The 22,969-nt window shown below is 35.9% G+C and carries 23 protein-coding genes; 1 reads left to right on the forward strand and 22 read right to left on the reverse strand.

From position 1 onward, the window contains the following. Window positions 1-11: 11 nt before the first annotated feature. The 21 genes from KHA94_RS12630 to KHA94_RS12730 all read right to left on the reverse strand — a co-directional run bounded on the left by KHA94_RS12630 (window position 12) and on the right by KHA94_RS12730 (window position 21,583). Window positions 12-917, reverse strand: a complete 906-nt coding sequence (locus KHA94_RS12630) for a hypothetical protein (RefSeq protein ID WP_213102494.1) — start codon at window positions 915-917, stop codon at window positions 12-14. Between the two features lie 110 nt (window positions 918-1,027). Next, the gene (gene aroA / locus KHA94_RS12635) at window positions 1,028-2,314 is read right to left on the reverse strand and encodes a 3-phosphoshikimate 1-carboxyvinyltransferase (RefSeq protein ID WP_213102495.1); all 1,287 of its coding nucleotides are present in this window, start codon (window positions 2,312-2,314) and stop codon (window positions 1,028-1,030) included. A 43-nt stretch (window positions 2,315-2,357) separates the two neighbouring features. Further along, window positions 2,358-3,464: a prephenate dehydrogenase gene (locus KHA94_RS12640; protein ID WP_213102496.1), complete on the reverse strand. Its 1,107-nt coding sequence runs from the start codon at window positions 3,462-3,464 to the stop codon at window positions 2,358-2,360. 158 nt (window positions 3,465-3,622) lie between these two features. Continuing rightward, window positions 3,623-4,720, reverse strand: a complete 1,098-nt coding sequence (hisC, locus tag KHA94_RS12645) for a histidinol-phosphate transaminase (RefSeq protein ID WP_213102497.1) — start codon at window positions 4,718-4,720, stop codon at window positions 3,623-3,625. A gap of 40 nt (window positions 4,721-4,760) precedes the next feature. Beyond that, window positions 4,761-5,135, reverse strand: a complete 375-nt coding sequence (aroH, locus tag KHA94_RS12650) for a chorismate mutase (RefSeq protein ID WP_213103236.1) — start codon at window positions 5,133-5,135, stop codon at window positions 4,761-4,763. 406 nt (window positions 5,136-5,541) lie between these two features. Beyond that, window positions 5,542-6,612, reverse strand: a complete 1,071-nt coding sequence (aroB, locus tag KHA94_RS12655; RefSeq protein ID WP_213102498.1) for a 3-dehydroquinate synthase — start codon at window positions 6,610-6,612, stop codon at window positions 5,542-5,544. 1 nt (window position 6,613) lies between these two features. Then, window positions 6,614-7,786 (reverse strand): chorismate synthase, encoded by a 1,173-nt coding sequence (gene aroC, locus KHA94_RS12660; RefSeq protein WP_213102499.1) that lies wholly within the window; start codon window positions 7,784-7,786, stop codon window positions 6,614-6,616. A gap of 384 nt (window positions 7,787-8,170) precedes the next feature. Then, complete coding sequence (locus KHA94_RS12665) at window positions 8,171-8,947, reverse strand: CheR family methyltransferase (RefSeq protein ID WP_213102500.1); 777 nt, start codon at window positions 8,945-8,947, stop codon at window positions 8,171-8,173. A gap of 200 nt (window positions 8,948-9,147) precedes the next feature. Then, a complete protein-coding gene (gene ndk / locus KHA94_RS12670) occupies window positions 9,148-9,594 on the reverse strand; it encodes a nucleoside-diphosphate kinase (RefSeq protein ID WP_213102501.1) in 447 nt (148 codons plus the stop codon). A 119-nt stretch (window positions 9,595-9,713) separates the two neighbouring features. Next, window positions 9,714-10,676, reverse strand: coding sequence for a heptaprenyl diphosphate synthase component II (gene hepT / locus KHA94_RS12675; protein ID WP_213102502.1), 963 nt, complete (start codon window positions 10,674-10,676; stop codon window positions 9,714-9,716). A gap of 70 nt (window positions 10,677-10,746) precedes the next feature. Beyond that, window positions 10,747-11,454 carry a demethylmenaquinone methyltransferase gene (locus KHA94_RS12680; RefSeq protein WP_213102503.1) on the reverse strand — a complete coding sequence of 236 codons (708 nt, stop codon included), beginning with the start codon at window positions 11,452-11,454 and terminating at the stop codon, window positions 10,747-10,749. Between the two features lie 2 nt (window positions 11,455-11,456). Beyond that, window positions 11,457-12,275, reverse strand: a complete 819-nt coding sequence (locus tag KHA94_RS12685) for a heptaprenyl diphosphate synthase component 1 (protein WP_213102504.1) — start codon at window positions 12,273-12,275, stop codon at window positions 11,457-11,459. Between the two features lie 240 nt (window positions 12,276-12,515). Continuing rightward, window positions 12,516-12,752, reverse strand: coding sequence for a trp RNA-binding attenuation protein MtrB (gene mtrB, locus KHA94_RS12690; RefSeq protein ID WP_213102505.1), 237 nt, complete (start codon window positions 12,750-12,752; stop codon window positions 12,516-12,518). Between the two features lie 65 nt (window positions 12,753-12,817). Next, a complete protein-coding gene (folE, locus tag KHA94_RS12695; protein WP_213103237.1) occupies window positions 12,818-13,384 on the reverse strand; it encodes a GTP cyclohydrolase I FolE in 567 nt (188 codons plus the stop codon). Window positions 13,385-13,887: 503 nt separating this feature from the next. Next, window positions 13,888-14,160, reverse strand: a complete 273-nt coding sequence (locus KHA94_RS12700; RefSeq protein ID WP_053476815.1) for an HU family DNA-binding protein — start codon at window positions 14,158-14,160, stop codon at window positions 13,888-13,890. A gap of 670 nt (window positions 14,161-14,830) precedes the next feature. Further along, window positions 14,831-16,309 carry a stage IV sporulation protein A gene (spoIVA, locus tag KHA94_RS12705; protein WP_213102506.1) on the reverse strand — a complete coding sequence of 493 codons (1,479 nt, stop codon included), beginning with the start codon at window positions 16,307-16,309 and terminating at the stop codon, window positions 14,831-14,833. Between the two features lie 540 nt (window positions 16,310-16,849). Then, window positions 16,850-17,563 (reverse strand): hypothetical protein, encoded by a 714-nt coding sequence (locus tag KHA94_RS12710; protein WP_213102507.1) that lies wholly within the window; start codon window positions 17,561-17,563, stop codon window positions 16,850-16,852. A 91-nt stretch (window positions 17,564-17,654) separates the two neighbouring features. Continuing rightward, window positions 17,655-17,855 (reverse strand): DUF2768 domain-containing protein, encoded by a 201-nt coding sequence (locus tag KHA94_RS12715; RefSeq protein ID WP_213102508.1) that lies wholly within the window; start codon window positions 17,853-17,855, stop codon window positions 17,655-17,657. 418 nt (window positions 17,856-18,273) lie between these two features. Next, window positions 18,274-19,344 (reverse strand): NAD(P)H-dependent glycerol-3-phosphate dehydrogenase, encoded by a 1,071-nt coding sequence (locus KHA94_RS12720; protein ID WP_275950894.1) that lies wholly within the window; start codon window positions 19,342-19,344, stop codon window positions 18,274-18,276. Window positions 19,345-19,414: 70 nt separating this feature from the next. Continuing rightward, window positions 19,415-20,725: a ribosome biogenesis GTPase Der gene (der, locus tag KHA94_RS12725; protein WP_213102509.1), complete on the reverse strand. Its 1,311-nt coding sequence runs from the start codon at window positions 20,723-20,725 to the stop codon at window positions 19,415-19,417. A gap of 249 nt (window positions 20,726-20,974) precedes the next feature. After that, complete coding sequence (locus KHA94_RS12730) at window positions 20,975-21,583, reverse strand: YphA family membrane protein (RefSeq protein ID WP_213102510.1); 609 nt, start codon at window positions 21,581-21,583, stop codon at window positions 20,975-20,977. A gap of 130 nt (window positions 21,584-21,713) precedes the next feature. Between KHA94_RS12730 and KHA94_RS12735 the strand changes: the two genes are divergently transcribed. Continuing rightward, window positions 21,714-21,851 carry a YpzI family protein gene (locus KHA94_RS12735; RefSeq protein WP_213102511.1) on the forward strand — a complete coding sequence of 46 codons (138 nt, stop codon included), beginning with the start codon at window positions 21,714-21,716 and terminating at the stop codon, window positions 21,849-21,851. A gap of 47 nt (window positions 21,852-21,898) precedes the next feature. Here KHA94_RS12735 and fni read toward each other — a convergent pair whose 3' ends face one another. Next, window positions 21,899-22,960: a type 2 isopentenyl-diphosphate Delta-isomerase gene (fni, locus tag KHA94_RS12740; protein WP_213102512.1), complete on the reverse strand. Its 1,062-nt coding sequence runs from the start codon at window positions 22,958-22,960 to the stop codon at window positions 21,899-21,901. Window positions 22,961-22,969: the final 9 nt, after the last annotated feature.

Consider the following 22,969-nt stretch of genomic DNA (forward strand, 5'->3'; position numbering starts at 1 on the left):
TCCTTTCAAGGTTAAACATCAATTTTATAGAAAGATGGTGTATTTATTTTAACATGTTCTCCGAATCCTGGGCGAAAAATAACTTCATCCTTCACTCTAATGACTTCACCCTTATGAACAGTAATAACCAGCTTATTTCTATGATTATGAAACAATTCCTCTTCATCAATTTTTCTGATTTCGTTACTTTTTAAGTATAGATTATAAGACAATTCACAGCCTTGATGAATACTTGATTTAAGTGGAAATATTCCAATTTGAGATCGTACAGGATATGAAATGGGCTGATTTTCTACTAACTCATCAGGAACGCAAGGAATTTTTTCTTCCTCCATTATTCTTTTCCATTCCACTTTTGCTTGTTTGTTCTCCTTTTCCTTATTATTAATAAACATTGGTATAAGTGGACTATTATAAGGAAACATGGCCTCTCTTATCCAACCCCAGGGAATTTCATATAGCTCGTCCACACATTGAATATCAACGAACACTGCAGGTACTTTTTCACGTTTGCACCTTCTCATGAAAGATTGTGTTATTAATCGTATTGGACATCTAACACCTATAATATAATCGACTGGACAATTTAATAATCTGATCTTCAATTTCTTAATTTCTACATGTACTTCATACTCATGTTTTACGGTAGCCATTGTTAAAAAAGCTGTGCTGCCTTTAAGAATATATTCCTGAATATAGTATTTTTTTATTTCTTGAAATGAGAGATCACCCGGAATCTCTTTAGTGAATAGGATTGGTGAGGGCGTCATAATATAGGGGTCAGCATCCATTCTCATGTGCCTATACTTTTTAAAAATAGGTTTGATGGATGATATTTTCCCATTTTCAATTAACAGAGAGGACTTAGTTAATTTTTGATCTTTCAAAATATTGGCATTTTCAATTATATAAGTCATAATACCACCCTTTTAACGGTCTTATGACAAGCTATGTATATCTTTTTGAATTTATGATTATTTATTAATCACTAAAATTGAATAAGGGCTGCAGTACAGCCCCCAAAAGATTATTGTAGAGATTTTAAATGATCGAAAAATGAAGGATAGGATATATATATTGATTCTTCATTTTCAAGGAAAACTTCATTCTTACAGATAGCTGCAGCAACAGAAAGCATCATTCCAATTCGATGATCTCCATGGCTTGATACTGTTCCGCCTGTTAAGTTTGACTTTCCTTTTATGATCATACCATCATCTGTCGCAACAATTTTCGCTCCAAGCTTTGCTAGCTCATAGACAACAGTATCAATTCGATTCGTTTCCTTTACCTTTAGTTCATGCGCGTCTTTAATTACAGTTTCGCCCTCTGCTTGTGTTGCTAAAAGAGCTATCACAGGGATCTCATCAATTAATCTAGGGATCATATCCCCTTCAATAGTAATTCCATTAAGAATAGAAGATTTTATTAAAATATCACCGCAAGGTTCAAAAGTATCGTCTTCATATGGGATGATTGTAATATCTGCACCCATTTCTTTCATCACATCAATAATACCCGTTCTTGTTGGATTTAAACCAACATTTTTTAACGTGATTTCACTGTTAGGTACTATAGCACCTGCAACAAGGAAGAAAGCAGCAGATGATATATCTCCCGGAACATGTATGTATGTCCCAGAAAGCCGCTGACCTCCTTTTAAACGGACTGTACGTCCATCAATTTCAATTTCACCGCCAAACTTTTTGATCATTCTTTCAGTGTGATCTCTTGTTTTTACAGGTTCAAAGACTTTCGTTATTCCTTGTGCCTGTAATCCCGCAAATAGCAAAGAAGATTTGACTTGAGCACTTGCTACTGGCAGCTCATAATCTATCTCTTTCACATTCCCGCCTTTTATCGACAAAGGAGTAAATTCGCCGTTTTTTCTGCCTTGGATAACAGCACCCATTAACCGCAATGGCTTGGTTACTCTTGTCATTGGTCGTTTGCCAATCGATTCATCCCCTGCCAAAACTGAATGGAAGGGACGTCCAGCAAGTATTCCTAAAAGTAAACGAATCGTTGTTCCTGAATTTCCAACATCTAATATTTCTGAAGGCTCTTCTAGCCCATAAAACCCTTTGCCATTAATAATCACTTTATCTTCTTTCTGTTGAATGGATACACCTAATTTTTTAAAGCATGAGATAGTGCTTAAACAATCCTCGCCCAATAAAAAATTAGTTACCGTCGTCTCACCCTCTGCTATTGCCCCAAACATTATGGATCGATGAGATATTGATTTATCACCAGGTATGGCTAATATCCCCTTCAACGAAGGAATCTTCGTTTGTAGTTTTATTGGCTTCATGAAAATCCTCCTTCCTAATATCTATAAAAACCTAGTAGTTTTCCTAAAGACCTTCCGACGTTTCATAATTAGTATACTTATGAATACAAAGATCTGCACGAGTGCGGTCCTCTTCCGTTTGGAAACTAATTACTAGAACCCCATTAATATCTTCACGTGTTTCTAGAATCCTAATATTCGTTATACTAATCTCCTCTTTTGCTAAATAACCAGAAATTTCTGAAATGACACCCGGGTAGTCTGGTACATCGACAAAAAGATCGTAAAAAGACGGAATTGCTCCTCTTTCTTTTTGTGGCAATTCATCACGGAATTGCTTTGCATAAAAAAAATAGTTAAAAATCTCCTCACTATTTTCAGCTGCAATCATTTCAGCTACTTTCTTCATTTCCTCTTGCCAATCATCTAATAAACTTAAAAGTACATCTTTGTTATGTAGTAGAATATCTCTCCACATTTCTGGACTGCTGGATGCAATTCTTGTTACATCGCGAAAACCACCTGCTGCCAAACTTGGAATTAACTTTTGCTTCGTACTCGTTTTCTCAGCTTGATGCACAAGGGATGCAGCAATAATATGAGGAAAATGACTAATAACACCTGTCAAATAATCATGTTCTTCCGGTGTTATTGTGATAAACCTAGCTTTTGTCCCTGATAACCAATTTTGCAGCTTATGCAGCTGTTCCTCAAGAATATGGTCTTCAGGGGTTAATAAATAAAAGGCATTTTCAAATAAAATCGCTTTTGCAGCGGTAACCCCTGTCTTATGAGAACCAGCCATTGGATGACCACCAATAAATGTGATTCCCATATTTTTGAGATTTCCAGCCAATTGCACGATTTCCTTTTTCGTACTGCCCGCATCAGAAATAATGACGTTACTTTTTAGCTGTATGCACTCTAATATTTGTAAGACCTTCTCTGTTTCTTTCACAGGAGTAGCAATTAAAATTAAATCTGCATTTTTCGCTCCCTGTTCAATCGTTTCAGCTGTTTCATTAACAACATTTAGCATCCTAGCAAGTCTTGTTTGCTCTTTATTAACATCATAGCCGATTATGAAGGAATCTTTATGTTCTTTTTTTATACATAATGCTAATGATCCACCAATTAATCCTAATCCAATAATAAATACACGGCCATCCAAGAAGCTCACCACCTATATTGAGGTTAGAGATTGGAGGTTAGACTGGAAGAAATCGGCCAATTAGCCGATTTCTTTATTCCTACCATTATTCTCTATTAGAAAACCAGAGATTCATCAAATCCTTTTTGACGAGTACCTCCGATTTTTCATATGCAATATTAAATGACTGTTTTTTCAGATATTAATTTGACCATTGCTTGAATTACGCCTTCGTTTTGCTCTTTTGAACCAACCGTTACTCTCACAGATGTCGGAAACCCGAGCGCCTTTCCAGAGCGAACAATGAACCCGTGTTCTAGCAAAAACTGAAAGACTGCATTTCCGTCCTTTTTAAAATCAATCAGTATAAAATTTGCTTGTGAAGGATAATAATCTAAACCGTTCTCCTCACAAAAACGGTAAAACTGTTCGAGTCCTTCACGGTTTTTTTGTTTACAAATTTCTGCATATGGCTGATCTTCAATTGCTGCTTTAGCTGCAGCCTGACCAATTGTATTCACATTAAATGGCTCTCTAGCAGGCTCTAATGTTTTAATGATTTCCGGATGACTAATGCCATAACCAACTCTTAGGCTTGCTAAACCATAAATTTTTGAGAATGTACGTAAAATAATTAAATTAGGAAACTGATCTAATAATTTAATTGACTCGCAATAATCGTCTGCAACGACATAGTCAACATATGCTTCATCGACAACAATCAATGTATCACTCGGAACTTTTTCTATAAATGCCTTCAATCGATTTTCGGAAATATAAGTCCCTGTCGGATTATTTGGGTTACATACCCATACGACAGCGGTTTTTTCATCGATAGCTTCAAGCATGCCATTAAGATCATGCTCTCCGTCTATTAGTGGAATTTCCTTAATTTCTGCTCCATCGATCACAGCATTGTGTTTATATTGTGAAAAAGTTTGTTTCGCCATAACCGTATTAGTTTCTGAACTTAGGAACGCCCTAGAAATAATTTGAATAATGTTATCTGCACCATTTCCAAAAATAAACTGTGCAGGACTTAAGTTAAAATGATTTACTAATGCTTCTCGTAAATTTGTTGCATATCCGTCTGGATATATTGGAAAAGATGCTGCAGAACACTTAATGGCAGCAATCACTTTTTCTGAACAGCCAAATGGATTTTCATTCGAAGCTAGCTTAACAATCTTCTCAAGGCCGTATTGTCTCATAACATCATCAATTGATTTCCCAGGCTGATAAGGGGTTAATTCAAGCAGTTGCTGTTTCCATTTCATGTTATTCACCTATTTTCCTTCATTATGATCCATTTCTAGATTAAGATTGATCAACTGTATTTAAATCGGGTCTTAAACTAATTGCTCCCCCTAAATATATATGGCTGATTTCTTTCTGCGGAATATTTGTATTCACGTGAATCATTACACGTATACATTTTGGCAATGAGGATGCGACGGGAATTTCTCTCATACACATGACAGGAACATACTTCCACCCCTCTATTAAACGCATAGCTTTTGCCGGAAAGACTGCTGTGATGTCCTCTGTAACGGAAATGAAGACGGAAGCAACCAATTCTGCTTCAATTTCATTTTCTTCGATCATTTTACGAAGTAAGATTTCAGTTGCCTGGACAATTTCAATTTCATTATCATCATTAACGGTTGTAGCTCCTCTCACGCCACGAATCACACTCATTCCCTCCTTCCCCTTAGAAAAACTTGGCGTTCGCCAAGTCCTTTTTGGCGAATGCCTTAGTGTTTCTTATGCGATCTTATTAGCAGATATTTAATTGAACACACACTTTGCTTTAGTACGTTAATAAACTTAAACTTTCCTGTTAGCTAAGAAAAGCGCAAGCGCGTACCCATCAAAGGACCATAGTTCCTGTGATGACAATTGCAGAAACAATCCTTTGTTCTTACCCTTGACGTAAAGGACGTCATAGTGCCGACGTTGCCACAAGATAAGGAAAGCTGTGGCAGCAAAACATCGCCCGAGCAAAAGAATGCTTTTGGGAGGACGTGGCGCCTTTAGTCGGCAAAAGGGTGGCTGCTTGCACTGACCTTTCTCATACTTAAAAAAATAATAATTATCTTTAAAAAATTTCAAGTTGCATTAATAACTCTTCATCGGAAATTTCATAAAGGACAGGACTGCCAACTTCCTTTAATAAAACAAAATTCACCTTTTGACCAACTGATTTTTTATCCTGCTTCATTCTCTCTAGCAATTTTTCTCGGGATAATTCTTTAGGAATTTCAGTTTTATAGCCTAGGTGATCAAGCCAAGCATTAAAATTGTCAGTATTAAAGTCAAGGCCTGTAATTTTCTTACTTAATTTCAAGGCAAATAACATACCGACTAATACAGCTTCCCCATGTGTCCATTTGCCATAACCCAACTCAGCCTCTATTGCATGGCCTAAAGTATGCCCAAAATTAAGATAGGCCCGTATTCCAGATTCCTTCTCATCTTTTGAAACAAAATAGTTTTTTATTTCAATTCCCTTTATTAATGAATAGGCTAAATCACTATCAGAAAAATCCCCTAGAGTGGTTATTTTCCCCATAAGCCAAGTTAAAAAAAATGGATCATGAATAAGACCGTGTTTTATCACTTCTGCAAAACCAGATCTTCTCTGATTTAAAGGGAGTGAGCCTAAAAAATTTAAGTCATAAAAAACCGCTTCAGGCTGGTAAAATGAGCCAATCATATTTTTGCCTAATGGATGATTGATCGCTGTTTTACCTCCAACTGCACTATCATGCGCAAGAATAGTGGTTGGCACTTGAATAAACGGAATTCCCCTCATATATGTTGCAGCGATAAACCCGCCAAGATCTCCTACTGCTCCACCACCAAAGGCTAGTATCAGTGATTTACGGTCAAGCTTCCGTTCAAGAGCAAAGCTTAATACTTGATAATAAACATCAAAGGTTTTCGCCCTTTCACCTATTGGAGCAACATAAGAAAATGTTTCAAAATCTGATAGATTATCTTGAAGTTTTGTTAAATAAAGACTTGCAACAGTTTCATCTGTGATGATCATTATATCCGTTAATAAATGGAAGTTTTTGTATATATAGGAGTTTAGCTGTTTCACTACTCCTGAACCAACATAAACAGGATATGTTTTCGAATCAGTCCCAATGGTGATAGTTTCCATTTTAAAAATCCCTCGCATACGCTCTTTGTTGGTCAATAACTTCCTTTAATGTTGTAAATCTGTCTGAGTAAAATTGTTCAACAATTGCTGCCGCCAATTCCCATGCAACTACATTCTCCGCAACTACTGCCGCCGCAGGAACTGCACAGCTATCAGAGCGTTCTATACTTGCTGTAAATGGTTCTTTTGTTTCTATATCAATACTTTTCAGTGGTTTATATAGAGTTGGTATTGGCTTCATTACACCTCTAACAATAATTGGCATCCCTGTAGTCATACCGCCTTCAAGACCACCTAATCGATTCGTTTTTCTGTAATATCCTGTTTCCTTACTCCACGTAATTTCATCATGCACCTCGCTGCCCGGCTTGCTTGCAACTTCAAAACCAATGCCAATCTCAACGCCTTTAAAAGCATTAATACTCATAATCCCACTAGCCAATTTAGCGTCTAGCTTGCGGTCATAATGAACATAGCTGCCTACCCCAGGAGGCATTCCCTCAACAATGATCTCAACAATACCACCGATGGAATCTCCTTGTTCTTTTGCCAAATCAATCGCTTCCATCATTTTCTTTTCAGCCTCTGGGTCAAGACAGCGGACAGGTGAACTTTCTGTTATTTCTTTTAGTTCATCAAGAGACTCATATTCTTTTACAGAAGATCTCACTCCGCCAATTTCAACAACATGAGAGCCAATATTAATTCCTAGTTCCGACAAAAGTTTTTTTGCAACTGCACCAGCAGCAACTCTTGCTGTTGTTTCTCTTGCTGAAGAGCGCTCAAGAACATTTCGCATATCCCGATGTCCATATTTAATTGCTCCATTTAAGTCCGCATGACCAGGACGTGGACGAGAAATCTTTCTTTTCATTTCTTCTTCTTCATCTGGAGCAATTGAATTCTGTCCCATTATCTTTGTCCAATGCTTCCAATCATTGTTTTCAACAACTAAAGCTACCGGAGAGCCAAGTGTATAACCATGCCTTACCCCACCAGTAATTTGTACAGTATCCTTTTCAATTTGCATGCGTCTGCCACGTCCATGACCTTTTTGACGCCGCGATAATTCCATATTGATGTCCGAATCAACTAACGGCAATCCTGCAGGCAGTCCTTCAATAATAGCTGTCAGCTGCGGTCCATGTGATTCACCTGAAGTTAAATATCTCAAAACTCTTTCCCCCTTCAACTCATTAAAGGATTATGTACCAATATAACATAGGAATAAAAATAAACATAGTAAAATATTGAAAATTCCTATAACATTTTCGAATGCACTCATTTTAACATGAATAATTGTATTTCGACAAAACAATAAAATTTCAGGCTGCTGACAAACGCTCGCTTTCTTCGTTACTCACCTTCCTGAGGTGCTCATTACCCATCCACGGTAACTCCGCTCCTCGTAAGGCTTCGCACCTCGGAATTCAAGCGTTTTCAATCAGCCTAAAAAGGAAACGAATTATACTTTATCTACACTCCGATACATGATCCATTCTTTTTAAAAAATTGTTAACTGCAAAAAATAAATAGAACCTGGAAATCCAGGCTCTATTTATTTTTTTTTCTTATAGAAAAAAGTATCCTCTGTTTCAAAATCATATTTAACGGGATTAAAGATTTGCTCAGTACTCCCAACGAAAAAAATTCCATCAGATTTTAATGCGTTACTAAATTTAATATAAAGTTCATCCTTGGCTTCTTCTGTAAAATAAATAAGAACATTTCGGCAAATAATTAAATCAAATGGCCCACCAAAGCTATCTGCAAGTAGATTATGCTTACGAAATGTCACTGTTTTTTTTACATCCTCTGAAATCCTATAAAAGCTTCCATCTTTCTGAAAATATTTCTTTTTCATATCTTCAGGTACTTCATTCAAGGATCTTTCGGGATAAACACCTAATTTCGCTCTAGAAATGACATTTTCATCAATATCCGTTGCTAATATTTGAATTTGTGATAATGGCATAAATTTCGACATTACCATTGCTACCGTATATGGTTCTTCACCTGTTGAACAGGCAGCACTCCATATTTTCAAACGTTTATTTTTAGAAAGCAATTTGGGAAGAATTTTATTTTCAAGAACTTCCCATCGTTTTGAATTTCGGTAAAATTCCGATACATTAATAGTCATTCGATCTAGAAATTCGTTTAATATCTCATTATCTTTTCTTAATGCTTCAAAGAAATCATGGAAGGATTGAAATCCTTTTTTCTCATATAATGATAGCAGCCTTCTTTTCATTTGCGCTTCTTTATAAAGGGAAAGATCAATCCCTGTTTTTTTCTTAATATTGACTATAAATTCCTCATAATCCCGAGACATCTTTTCTTCTCCTCTAAATCCTATTTTCTATCTCTATCCTATTGTAAGTATAGCTGAAAATAAGGAAAAAAGGACTAGTTTTTTCCTACAAAAGTTAGAAATTAAATAGCACCCGCATTTTGCAGGTGCCATTTTATAAAGATCAATTATATTATTTTTTGCAAGAGTAAAAACAATCTAGCTTCAGTGCTTGGACTATTTTAGTTAATCCACTCATTCATAAGCTTTGAATATTCTACAACTTCTTCTTGTTTGAAGAATAGTCCAATTTCACGTACTGCACTTGAAGGTGAATCAGATCCATGGATAACATTTTTTCCAACTGTAATTCCAAAATCGCCACGAATCGTTCCAGGAGCAGCGTCTTTAGGATTAGTCGCTCCCATCATTTGACGTGCTGTAGAAATCACATTTTCGCCTTCCCACACCATAGCAAATACAGGACCAGAAGTGATAAAGTCCACTAACTCTCCAAAGAAAGGACGTTCTTTATGTTCTCCGTAATGATTTTCAGCAAGCTCATTTGAAATTTGCATTAATTTTGCCCCTACTAACTGGAAGCCTTTCTTTTCAAAACGAGCAACTATTTCTCCAATTAAATTACGTTGAACACCATCAGGCTTAACCATTAAAAATGTTTTTTCCATTAAATTCAACTCCTAAAGCTTATGTATAGTGAATTACCTAAATGTGATAATCCACGAAAATATTAACATTGTTTTGAAAATTTTACAACTAGGAAAGGAAAATGGCTGTCATAGAAACATTAAAAACTTCTCTTTCCTATTACTTTTGCAATGTCATTCAATGTTTTCTTTGCACGATTTTGAGGAAGGTCATTTAATATTTTAAGTGCTTTATTTAAATAATTATCACTTACCCTTAGTGACTTTTCAATAGCACCTGACCCTTTGATTAACGAGATTATCTTCTCCATTTCAGCTCTTTCAGTATTTTCCCGAACCTTGACTATTTCCTTGCGAATCTTTGCATCTTCCATGGCAAACAAGACTGGCAAAGTAATATTTCCTTGATGAAGATCATCTCCTGCTGGTTTTCCTAATTCCTTCTCCGTACCAGTAAAATCAAGTACATCATCAATAATTTGATAAGACATCCCAACGTAATATCCAAACTTGTAAAGCTTTTGATGAATCTCATCATCGACATCAGCAGCTATTGCACCGAGCTGACAGCTTACTGCTATTAATATGGCAGTTTTTCTTTTAATTCTACGAAAATAATTTCGGACATTTTGTTCAAAATTATATTTATCTTTAATTTGCTCGATTTCCCCAATACATAACTCAACTAATGTGTCAGCCAATATTTGATGTGCAAATGGCTTTTCGATTTTTGTAATTAGTTCAAGTGAACGTGCAAATAAATAATCGCCGGTATACATAGCAATTCTGTTGTCCCATTTTGCCTTAATCGTTGGCTTGCCACGACGCAAATCTGCATCATCAATAACATCATCATGAACTAAGGAAGCCATATGTATGAGTTCAAGTGAAACAGCCACATTTTTTATGATATTAATGTCATATTTTCCAAACTTACCTGCAAGCAAAACAAAAACAGGGCGAATTCTTTTTCCCCCGGCCTTTAATAAATGCAAGGACGCTTGGTGTAGTAAAGGAGACTCTGCGTGTACCGTCTCCTCAAGTGTTTGCTCTATATTTTTTATATCTGAATTCAGAAATGAATACATTATTTTCAACTTCATTTCCCATACTCACCCAGCTTAACATCCTGTCTGCAGCTTCCATTTACGAAAAAAGCATTCAGAAAAAGTTTTATTTTTCTTTGTAGCCAATATGAACCGCTGCTACTCCACCGCTGTACGGCTTGTATTTAACATTTACAAAACCAGCCTCTTCAAACATTAAGGCAAGTTCCTTCATTCCTGGAAAGTCTCTTGCTGATTCCTGTAGCCAAGAATATTCCTTATAGCTTTTTGCAAATATTTTTCCGAACAAAGGCATAATGAAGCGGAAGTATAAGTAATATGCCTGCTTGTAACCAAACATGGTTGGTTGGGATGTTTCTAGACAAACAGCAATTCCTCCAGGTTTGACCACCCGATGCATTTCTTTTAAAACTTGTAAATAATCTGGAACATTTCTCAGCCCGAAACCGATCGTAACATAATCAAAGGAATTATCCTGGAAGGGCAAATCCATAGCATTCCCATGCACAAGTGATACTTGATTAATTCCTAGATCCTTTACTTTTTGCTCTCCAATTTTCAGCATGTTTTTGCTAAAATCAAGACCTTTGACCTCTCCTTCAGAACCTACTGCTTCTGCTAATGCTATCGTCCAATCAGCTGTCCCACAGCATACATCTAGCGCTTTTTCACCCTTTTGGACATTCATGCGCTTCATTGTGTCTTTGCGCCATCTTAAATGTTGTTGAAAGCTGATAACAGAATTCATTTTGTCATAATTATTAGAGATTTTCTCAAATACATGATGGACGCGCTCTTCTTTTGACTGTTGCATGACTAATAACCTTCTTCCACAAAAATATTTTCTGCGGGCTGATGCTGATTTATTATAGTTTGAACTCTTTGTATCAACATATCATTCATATTAGGGAGATTGCTTATACATGTTTGAATATTTTCATATGAAGAATCAATGTATCGGTCACATGTATGTACCAAAAGTTGCTTTTGCTCACTACTTAATTCTGTATGCATTTGATCAGTTAATAACAATTTTTTTAACGACTCAAAAATGACAGGTGAAACACCCTGTAAAAACAGCGTCTTTTCTGCTATCAACCGTTTCATTAATAATAGATTTGAAACAAATTCACAATAATTAGGATCATCTAAGTAAGTACAAAGCTTATCAAACAGGGAGTATTCAATTTTTTTAATACTATCCATTAATTCATCAATATTCTCAGATTCTTTCTGGTATACTGAAATTTTTTGTTCATTCACTTCTTTTATCCCTGTTGCTAGTGAACGAATCATGTTAACATCATCTAGTTCTGCAAGAATTTTATAATATAAACCACTATAATAAACACCTGCTAATACAGTTAACTGTCTATGCTTAAACTGATTAGGATCTGATTTCTGATTAGAAACAAGCTCATGAGTATCAAGGGCAATTTGAATAAGCATAGTTGTTATAGCATAGTTCATCGTTTTTTTTTCTGGAAGATTGACCTGTTCAAGAATTGAAATTAGGAGTAAAAGCTTATCTTCGTCAATAATAGGAGACTTAATATATTTAAGTAAATAAGGGTGCCGAATCTTTTCTTCGATTTGCTCCTTAACATCTGCCAATTTAACCTTTATGTCTTGCATGCAATCACCCTTGTTTTTTTTTCCTTGTTTTCTTTATATCTCTGCTATAAATTAATTCAATAATAAAAAATAATCTATTTTTTGAATGGAATAATTATTTTTTATCAAAAGCTGTATTACTTGAATACTTATGAATTACAACAAGACAGTGACAATTATATCATAACTTACTTTTTCATGATAGGCGAAATTCAGGAGAGCATAAGAGTCTTTTTAACCTCTTTTGCACTTAAACAAAATTTATTTCTTTGCTTCACTTTCAACTTCACCAAATGAGGTAAAAATCTTTGCATTTCCTCTTATTTTGATTGCTGAAGTATGTTCCGTAAACTGGGCAATCATCACTTCTCCTTGATCAAGCTTTTCTGAATGATGAAATCTTGTATCAGAACCTCTTGTTAACCCAATTACATTGACCCCATCTTCCTGAGCTTTAATAACAATATAATCATTACTTGTCGAATTTCTTTTCTCCATAATTACACCCTTCAAGGTTTTTTTAGCGTGATAAAGGAGTATTCCTATATTTTTGCTTTATTTGATTAAAATTTTATCAAAGATAGTACTTCAGCTCGAACTTTTTCATCTTCTGCAAATATCCCTCTAACCGCAGTGGTAACTGTTTGAGAACCAGGCTTTTTTACTCCACGCATTGTCATACACATATGCTCTGCTTCAACTACCACCATGGCCCCATGTGGTTCAAGCTTCTCCATTATTGCTTCAACCACAGTTGATGTAATACGCTCCTGCAACTGGGGACGTTTAGCAACTGCTTCGACTGCTCTAGCCAATTTGCTTAAACCTGTCACCTTTCCATTACGAGGAATATATGCCACATGTGCTTTCCCAAAAAAAGGTACAAGATGATGCTCGCACATTGAATAAAAAGGGATATCTTTCACTAGAACCAATTCTTCATGATCCTCACTAAAAATAGTTTCAAAATATTCCTTAGGATTCTGGTTCAACCCCATAAATACTTCTTCATACATTTTTGCAACTCTTTTTGGTGTATCATGTAATCCTTCTCTATCAGGATCTTCCCCCACCGCTTCTAATATTAAACGTACTGCATCTTCAATCTGCGCACGATTTACATTTGCCATCATACTTCCTCCTCAAATCACAGCTTTCTAAAACTCCAATATTTCCATATTAGCATATTATTTTCTAAACAAGCAAAAAAGAAACGCTGAAAGTACTAGTTCGCCCATAACAATCATAAGTCAAGTGTAAATGAAGTTTGATTTTTTAACCTTCTTGATGGATTGGCTTATTACCTTCGCTCTATTGAAATAGTGCTGACGTAACAAAACAAGGAGCCATACACCACGGTACGACCAATAGCATAGCTTTAAGTTATTTGTCGGAGAGGGGCTTGTTGCTCGAGCTATTCGAAGTATATAGTAGCCAAATGGAATATCAATTATAGACTGCAATTCCACGAAAATCTAATTCTTTTCCTTTCTAGGATAATAATGCTTATCCAGGTTCCTTATCCTGAAGCCAACATCGGAGTCTGCACGTCCAATGCAGTCCAAAATGAACAAAAAAAACCGCGAAAACTCGCGGTTTTAATTTAATGCTTACTTTAAGCACTCATATGTACTTATTTAACAGCATCTTTCAATGCTTTACCTGGTTTGAAAGCAGGAACTTTGCTTGCAGCGATTTCGATTTCCTCACCAGTTTGTGGATTGCGCCCTTTACGTGCAGCACGCTCACGAACCTCAAAGTTACCAAAACCAATCAATTGTACTTTATCACCATTTTTTAACGCATCTAAGATTGCATCAAAAACAGCATCAACTGCTTTAGTTGCATCTTTCTTAGAAAGCTCACTGCTTTCCGCAACTGCGTTAATTAGTTCTGTCTTGTTCATGCCTTTCACCTCCTCCCAAAATAAATATAAACCCAAAAATATTAAGCATTCTACTTACATTTGTAAACAAAATTACTGAAATCTAAACATTGCAATGTATTTTTGTTTAACAAGCCCAATAATAAATCAAAAACGGAAAGTTTTCAATCTATTTTTATTAAAAAGCCTTTAATAATAAGGGTTTATGGTATTACAACAGTAATTCTGTTAAAAGATTATCACAATCATTTGCTGTTATCAAGAATAATTCACGTTTTAATGGGGAATATTTCTTATTTTAACGATATTGTAACAAGATTACAGTAAAACTTTAGTCTTAAAGAGTATTAGAAAAACTTGCGTTCGCCAAGTCCCAGGCTGTTGACAAACGCTCGCTTTCTTCGATACTCACCTTACTGCGGTGCTCATTACCCATCCATGTTAACTCCGCTCCTCGTAAGGCTTCGTGCCTCGAAAGACAAGCTTTTTCAATCAGCCTGAAATAGTTTTAAATTATGCTTTTTCTACACTCTGATACATGCCATCCACCAAGTCCTTTTTGGCGAATGCCTTAGTTTTCTTATGCGATCTTATTAGCAGATATTTAATTGAGCACACACTTTACTTTAGTTCGTTAATAAACTTAAACTTTCCTTTTAGCTAAAACAATAAAGACTCCTAATAGGAGTCTTTATAAAATAATTGCGATTAATCCGCCTGAACCTTCGTTTATAATTCTTTCTAACGTCTCTTTTAACTTATATCTTGCATTTTCAGGCATCATGGAAAGTTTCGCCTGAATTCCCTCTCTAACAATTGAGCTTAAGCTCCTTCCAAATATATCAGAATTCCAAATGGACAAAGGATCATCTTCAAAATCCTGCATTAAATATCGAACAAGTTCTTCACTTTGTTTTTCAGTTCCTATAATTGGAGAAAACTCTGATTCCACGTCCACTTTAATCATATGAATGGATGGTGCAACAGCTTTTAATCTTACACCAAATCTTGAGCCATGGCGTGTAATTTCTGGCTCATCAAGACTCATATCAGCAAGCGATGGAGCTGCAATTCCATAGCCAGTTTGTTTGACCATTTTCAATGCGTCTGAGATTTGATCATACTCGGATTTTGCATGAGCAAAATCTTGCATTAACTCTAATAAATGATCTTTTCCTCGAATTTCAACGCCAACAATTTCTTTTAATACTTCATCGTAGAGATCATCTGGAGCGAATAGATCTATTTCTGCAACTCCCTGCCCCATTTCTATTCCGGCTAAACCTGCACGGTCAATAAATTCAAAATCACTGAATTGATGAACGACCCTATCGACGTCCCTTAATCGCCTAATATCTTTTACAGTTTCTTTAACTGCTTCTTTATAGCTCTCTCTCAACCAATGATCTTCACGTAAAACCATTACCCAGCTCGGAAGATTTACATTAACCTCAAGCACTGGAAACTCATAAAGTGCTTCTCTCATGACATTATACACATCTGATTCACGCATACCTTCAACACTCATAGCAATAACTGGAATATCATACTTTTCTTCCAATTCTTTCCTGAGTGCATCTGTGTTTGGGTGATGAGGCTGAACACTATTTATAATCATTATGAAAGGTTTACCAACCTCTTTTAGTTCATTGATCACTCTTTCCTCAGCTTCTAAGTAATTCTTCCGAGGTATCTCCCCAATCGTTCCATCAGTTGTAATTACAACACCAATTGTGGAATGCTCTTGAATCACTTTTCTTGTTCCTATTTCTGCAGCCTCATGAAATGGAATTGGCTCTTCATACCATGGTGTATTAATCATTCGTGGACCATTCTCATCCTCATATCCTTTTGCACCTGGAACGGTATAACCTACACAATCAACTAATCGAATGTTTACATCCAAGCCTTCATCTACATGGACTGAAGCGGCTTGGTTTGGTACAAATTTTGGTTCAGTTGTCATAATTGTCTTCCCGGCTGCACTTTGAGGGAGTTCATCCTGGGTGCGAGCACGGTCAGCTTCATTACTCATATTAGGCAAAACAACTAATTCCATAAATTTTTTTATAAAAGTTGATTTACCTGTACGCACAGCTCCAACTACTCCAAAATATATATCGCCGCCTGTTCTTTCGGCAATATCTTTAAAAATATCTACCTTTTCCAAGTGATCCCCTCCCGAATCTGTGGGATAATATTATCCTATCTATTATGTTTGGACAGTATATGTTTATGACGTTGTCCTATCTCGTTATGACAGTTTTTATAATTAATTACCCCTTTTATTTGAAATGCGGATGCGCCTTCGGAATAATCAAAGAAAATATTATTCCTGCGATGATTATTCTTAGGAGCATTCCTTAGTGTTCACCCTCGACAAGTACAAGACGAGCCCTGCAAGAAGACTTTCTTTGTCTTCTTGAAGGGATTGGCTAGACATTCGTCCCTAGGAGCCGCAACTAGCCAAGCTTGTGACCTCGAGGTCGACAAAAACGCGACATCCTCCCAAAAGCTTCTCTTTTGGTCGTGCGATGTGTCGCATTGTCGACACTAGTACGTCCTGTACGTCGGGGGTAGGCGCAGGAGCTAGACAGTTATCTAACTCTCAAAATAAAAATATTTTGCTTTTCATTTACTTTCAATGTAAAAATATTAATATTAAAAAAACCCTTCTCCTACAATATATTTTGCAGAAGAAGGGTTATGCCTATTTCACCAAAAAGATAGGTTTTTTTGTTTTTTCATCAATTGTATATGGTAATGAATATACGGGAACAAAGACTGAATCTTCAACTAGTATGTTCCTGATATCATCCCCTGGTTTATATGAATTTTCTTTATTTTGCAATGCTTCATAAAGATCACTCGTATAATCTACATAAACCTCAGCATCACCGGTTATTACAAAAGGAAGATTTCTTCCACTATAAGGACTAAGAGCTACTGGATCTTCTTTATATCCCATTTTTTTATAATCTAATGTAAAAACATTTCCTACGATGTGTTCCTTATATGGTGGGTACTTATATGATTTCATTCTCAATTTTATCTCACGAATGGTTTCAGCCATTCTTAAATCAAACAGTTTTACTTTAGGATCGGTTTCAGCATCAACAAGAACATACTGAAATACACCGCCTGATTCATATGCATTCCCTGGTGCCTCAGCCATATACTGTGGCACCAATTTCTTAAAATCAATCGGGTATTTTTGGTATATTGGGGTCGACTGATCTTTTGTTTTTATTGGCAGTAAACCATTATTATCTTCTTTAAATTGATCTACAGCTGTTTGTACAGCTTGAACCTGATCTTGATATGGTATTTTATTTTGTGCTAAATTTTCTTTTGGATACATGCATCCAGCAAGAATAGGAATTAATAAAACTAACATACTTAAAAGCTGCAAACCTTTTTTCATTTCAATCAACCCTTTTAGACTATGTATAAATTTAATTAGTAATGGCTCGGCTAATACTAAGCACCTTTTAGCATGCAACTTCCCTTTCGATTTAACCACTGGTAGGGCCGCTAAAGACAACAAAAAAGATGATAATACCTGATACAATCATTAAAATATAAGCGATAAGTGCTGTTAAGAACTTTAATATTCCACTTAACTTATAACGGCTCAAATAAATCATTAAAATAGAAATAAACATGAAGGCCATTGAAGCAAGAGATATCCACATTTTCATTAATGACGGTGACATAAAATCAACTCCTTTTTCCGAATTGTATTATATCATACCCCTTATCAGATTGAAAAAGAAACTACTCTTAGCTCTTGGTATGAAGTCATTAATAGAAAAACTTGACGTTTGCCAATTCCTTTTTGGGCGAATGCTCTAAGTTTTACATATGCGATCTTTTGGACAAAGACATTACCGAACGAACATCCCTTTTTGGACGTTATTTACTTAAATCTTCCTTTAGCTATATACTTATTTAACACTAAGCAAGTAAAATATATTTAAACAAAAAAAGGCTAAGCTAAGGAAGGGGCTATTCCTTAACTTAGCCGGGTGACTAAATAACCCACGCACCCTGTTCATTTCACCAGTTTGCTTCGTTGCATTGTATGCATCAAGATGCTTTCTCGCATCCTCGAATGCCCATATTTCAAAAATATTAACGATTATCTCCATTCACTAAATTTAATTCGCCTTCAAGTACGTTTGTAAAATCCTCCATCTCATTCTTTTTACCACGTGCCATCAAAAGATCTACTGCATCCTTTGCATTCACATCATTAAAAAGCACATCATAAAGAACATCGGTGATCGGCATATTTACATCATATTTTTTGGCTAATTGTTTAGCGGCCTTTGTAGTTCTTACACCTTCGACTACCATTCCTATATTATCTAAAACCTCTTGAAGCTTATGACCTTTACCGAGTAAATTACCTGCTCTCCAATTTCGTGAGTGTACGCTTGTACATGTCGCAATTAAGTCTCCGATACCCGTTAATCCTGAAAAGGTAAGCGGACTTGCTCCCATTTTTATTCCTAAACGAGCAATTTCAGCTAATCCTCTGGTGATTAAGGCAGCTTTCGCATTATCACCATATCCTAATCCATCTGTAATACCAGCTGCAAGTGCAATAATATTCTTCAATGCTCCACCGATTTCAACACCGACAAGGTCTGGATTTGTGTATACCCTGAAATTATGATTAATAAATAAGTCTTGAATTTTTTCAGCAGCATTCATATTTTTCGATGAAACAGTAACAGTTGTAGGATGACGTAAACTAACTTCCTCAGCATGGCTCGGTCCTGAAAGAACAACTACACTATCCAAAATATTGACGGAAATTTCTTGTTCAATCATCTCAGATATACGGAGTAAAGTATCAGGCTCAATTCCTTTGCTAACATGGACAACTGTAAGCGGTTCTTTTCTAATAGAGTTGATCTTCCTAATTACTTCACGAATCGCTTTTGTTGGGACAGCTAGTACCATTGCATTGACACCTTCTAATGCTTCCTCTAGATGTGAAAAACCAATAATTCCTTCTGGAAGAAGTACTTCAGGTAAATACTTTTTATTTGTTTTATATTCATTGATTTCATTTATTTGGTTTGGATTATGCCCCCAAAGGCGAACTTCATGTCCATTATCCGCTAATACCATGGCTAATGCAGTTCCCCAGCTGCCTGCTCCAATGACAGCAACACTTTCTGTCATTCGCTCCATTAGATCACTACCTTTTATTGATATTTGTTCAGCTTTCGCTTTTCTCTTTCAAGATTCAGAGATGGTCCGATTATTTTCGTTCTCTTGCAAATATCTTAATAGGTGTTCCTTCAAAGCCGAAAGCATCTCTAATTCGATTTTCTATAAAACGCTCATAAGAAAAATGCATTAATTCAGGCTCATTCACAAACACAACAAAAGTCGGCGGCTTAACAGCGACTTGTGTCGTATAGTATATTTTTAAGCGTCTCCCCTTATCCGTAGGTGTTGGATTCATTGCAACCGCATCCATTATTACATCATTAAGGACACTTGTGTCAACACGTAATGCATGATTTTCACTAGCGGTATTAATCATCGGAATAAGTGTATGAATTCGTTTTTTGGTTTTAGCAGAAAGGAATACAATTGGTGCGTAATCAAGGAAAAGAAAATGTTCTCGAATCTTTTGCTCAAACTCTTTCATGGTCTTTTCATCTTTTTCAACAGCATCCCACTTATTTACAACAATGACTACTGCTCTCCCTGCTTCATGTGCATATCCTGCAATCCGCTTGTCCTGCTCAATGATACCTTCCTCACCATCAATCACTACAAGAACTACATCCGAGCGTTCAATTGCCCTTAAAGCGCGAAGAACACTATATTTCTCGGTTGTTTCATATACCTTACCTTTTTTACGCATTCCTGCTGTGTCTATAATGACATACTTTTCTCCATTAAAAGTTAGCTCTGAATCGATTGCATCTCTCGTAGTACCGGCAACATTGCTAACAATTACACGATCTTCTCCTAGAATTGCATTAACAAGAGATGATTTCCCTACATTCGGTCTTCCAATTAAGGAAAATTTAATAACATCATCTTCATAATCTTTTTGCCCATGTTTAGGAAAATGCTTCGCAGCTTCATCTAGTAAATCACCTAATCCTAACCCATGTGAACCTGATATGGGAAATGGCTCTCCAAATCCTAACGCATAGAAATCATATATTTGATCTCTCATTTCTGGATTATCAATTTTATTAACCCCGAGTACGACAGGCTTTTTTGCCCTATAAAGTATTTTGGCCACTTCCTCATCTGCAGCAGTCACCCCTTCCCTGCCATTTGTCAGGAAAATAATGACATCTGCTTCATCTATAGCAATTTCTGCCTGTTGGCGAATTTGCTCTAGGAACGGCTCGTCTCCGATATCAATCCCACCGGTATCAATAATATTAAAATCATGATTTAACCATTCTGCTGAACTGTATATACGATCCCTAGTCACACCAGGAATATCCTCAACAATAGAAATTCGTTCCCCGACAATTCTGTTAAAAATTGTTGATTTTCCTACGTTTGGACGTCCGACAATTGCCACTACAGGTTTTGCCATGAACATCACCCTTTCTTTCTACAATAGTTAAGTAAAGCTTTAGCGAAAATCAGTGAATTGTATATTTTTACATTTAGTTTGCTAAGCAACTACTTAACCTCCTGAATTTTTAAAAATCCTATTAAATAAACCCTTCTTTCAATTTTTATAGAAGGGTCTAACTTCATTATCTTATCAAAGCAGTACAAGGCTCGCAATGAAAAACTTGGAATATCAATCAGTGTTTCACAATTTTGTCCATTTTTTCAGTTATAATAATTTTTGTTTCTCTTTTTCAACTCGATTCAAGTTTTTCTCATAGAAAGTTGACAAGTATTCCAATCCATTCCATGTAGCAATTATTATTGTTGAGAGCGCAATAACATCTAAAAAAGCATATGAGCCAATGACATGAGGAAATGTATATTTTTTTAGGATAAGTGCATATAGAAATTCGCCTTGAATTGATCCTAATAAGATAATAATAATACGATAAATCTTATTTGTCTGTAAGACAATGGATAAAGATATTAATAATACAGTCAACATCCAAATTCTTGGGAAAATAATCCAAACAGGATCAAATAACTCAAATAAATGAAAGCATACATAGGAAAGCATTATGATAAATGAGCATAATAATAAATAAGATGCTTTTATTTTTTTCATTCTAACTATGACTTTGAATAAAGGAATTACGAGTATTATACTAGCTAACGATATTTCCATTTCAAACAGAAGAATGGAATGCGGCGAAAATATGATTAGTAATAAAATCCAAAGTGATAGTCTTAACCTATTTACATGTTTTTTTTTCAACAAAAAGGTGGCAATAACCCAAAAAAACCATGCAATCCAGTAAAATGTTAATCCTTCCATTTATTATCCACCTCCTAACATTCCCATTATGACACTTATCTATGTACTTTAGTCATAAGGAATCGAGATTTGATGGAATCATTTTATTTTCTTGTTGCAAACTACATCTTAAGAAAGGAAGGTGTGCAATATGGGAAGAGATCGTCAAGAAATGAAACTAAAAAAAAGTAAGAGAGTAGAATCAAACCGAGATCAGGCCCTTCATTATCCCGGTTCTACAAAGTTGCAAAGTCCAGAAGAAGCTAGAGAATTGAATAATAATAAATAAGAGTATATGTAAAAACTCTTGCTTTAGTTAGCAAGAGTTTTACTGGCTCATTTATGAATTTTCCTCTGACTAAATCCTTTTGTATCAATACTTCTTTCATTTAGCCAATGATGTGTATGACCTGAAATAATAATAGGAGTTTTCTGAAGATCTTTAATCGATACTGCACCAAGGGCTGTCATCATGATCGCTAATTCTGAATGCATGACTTGGATAACCTCAATTAATGATTCGATTCCATGATTCATTAAGATTTTTAGGAAATACCCTGCTATCCCTACAGCATCTGCACCTAACGCAATCGCCTTTGCAATATCAAGACTAGTTTGAATGCCGCCAGAACCTAAAACAGATAAATCTTTACTGCCATTTTTTGCTTCCACAATTGAAATAGAAGTCGGAATGCCCCACTCATTAAAAAATTGTAAATCACTTTCTCGTCTTTCATTTTCAATTTGAGCAAAATTTGTTCCGCCAAATCCACCGACATCGACTGCGGATACACCGACTGATTCAAGTTTAGAAACTGTTTCTTTATTCATTCCGAATCCAACTTCCTTTACGATTATCGGGACATCGGTTTTTTTAACGATATCCTCAATACGGTAAAGTGCTGAACGGAAGTCTCGGTCACCCTCTGGCATTGTCAGTTCTTGCACGACATTTAAGTGTATTTGCAGCGCATTTGCCTCAATCATATCAATTGCACCCTTTGCTTGATCGACTGTTGCCTCACTGCCTAAATTTCCGATTATGATGCCATTAGGGAATTCTTTACGTACCACCTGATATGTTTCTTTTTCTGATGGGTCCTTAAGCGCAGACATTTGGGAACCTACTGAAATAGCTAAATCTAGCTCTTTCGCAACTAACGCAAGATTGCGGTTTAATTGTAATGTCTTTTCTCCCCCACCACCTGTCATACCATTGATAAAAATTGGCGAACTTAAATGAAGTTCGCCAATTTTTGTACATAAATTTGCCTTTTCTAATGCCGTATTAGGTAAACTTTGGTGGATAAATGCAATATCCTCAAAACCTGCAAGCCGTTTTTGGCCTGTTGTAAGTGCTATTTGTATATGATCCCATTTTCGTTTTGATCTAGACACAATAATCAC

The organism is Cytobacillus citreus (genome assembly GCF_018343665.1).
In the GTDB taxonomy this organism is placed as follows: domain Bacteria; phylum Bacillota; class Bacilli; order Bacillales; family Cytobacillaceae; genus Cytobacillus; species Cytobacillus citreus.

Bases quoted from the DNA above. Each gene is read 5' to 3' on its own strand.
- KHA94_RS12630 (WP_213102494.1), bottom strand. From the start codon at position 917: ATGACTTATATAATTGAAAATGCCAATATTTTGAAAGATCAAAAATTA.
- aroA (WP_213102495.1), bottom strand. From the start codon at position 2,314: ATGAAGCCAATAAAACTACAAACGAAGATTCCTTCGTTGAAGGGGATA.
- hisC (WP_213102497.1), bottom strand. From the start codon at position 4,720: ATGAAATGGAAACAGCAACTGCTTGAATTAACCCCTTATCAGCCTGGG.
- aroB (WP_213102498.1), bottom strand. From the start codon at position 6,612: ATGGAAACTATCACCATTGGGACTGATTCGAAAACATATCCTGTTTAT.
- KHA94_RS12665 (WP_213102500.1), bottom strand. From the start codon at position 8,947: ATGTCTCGGGATTATGAGGAATTTATAGTCAATATTAAGAAAAAAACA.
- ndk (WP_213102501.1), bottom strand. From the start codon at position 9,594: ATGGAAAAAACATTTTTAATGGTTAAGCCTGATGGTGTTCAACGTAAT.
- hepT (WP_213102502.1), bottom strand. From the start codon at position 10,676: ATGAAGTTGAAAATAATGTATTCATTTCTGAATTCAGATATAAAAAAT.
- KHA94_RS12680 (WP_213102503.1), bottom strand. From the start codon at position 11,454: ATGCAACAGTCAAAAGAAGAGCGCGTCCATCATGTATTTGAGAAAATC.
- KHA94_RS12685 (WP_213102504.1), bottom strand. From the start codon at position 12,275: ATGCAAGACATAAAGGTTAAATTGGCAGATGTTAAGGAGCAAATCGAA.
- mtrB (WP_213102505.1), bottom strand. From the start codon at position 12,752: ATGGAGAAAAGAAATTCGACAAGTAATGATTATATTGTTATTAAAGCT.
- folE (WP_213103237.1), bottom strand. From the start codon at position 13,384: ATGGCAAATGTAAATCGTGCGCAGATTGAAGATGCAGTACGTTTAATA.
- KHA94_RS12700 (WP_053476815.1), bottom strand. From the start codon at position 14,160: ATGAACAAGACAGAACTAATTAACGCAGTTGCGGAAAGCAGTGAGCTT.
- KHA94_RS12710 (WP_213102507.1), bottom strand. From the start codon at position 17,563: ATGAAAAAAGGTTTGCAGCTTTTAAGTATGTTAGTTTTATTAATTCCT.
- KHA94_RS12715 (WP_213102508.1), bottom strand. From the start codon at position 17,855: ATGTCACCGTCATTAATGAAAATGTGGATATCTCTTGCTTCAATGGCC.
- KHA94_RS12720 (WP_275950894.1), bottom strand. From the start codon at position 19,344: ATGGAGCGAATGACAGAAAGTGTTGCTGTCATTGGAGCAGGCAGCTGG.
- der (WP_213102509.1), bottom strand. From the start codon at position 20,725: ATGGCAAAACCTGTAGTGGCAATTGTCGGACGTCCAAACGTAGGAAAA.
- KHA94_RS12730 (WP_213102510.1), bottom strand. From the start codon at position 21,583: ATGGAAGGATTAACATTTTACTGGATTGCATGGTTTTTTTGGGTTATT.
- KHA94_RS12735 (WP_213102511.1), top strand. From the start codon at position 21,714: ATGGGAAGAGATCGTCAAGAAATGAAACTAAAAAAAAGTAAGAGAGTA.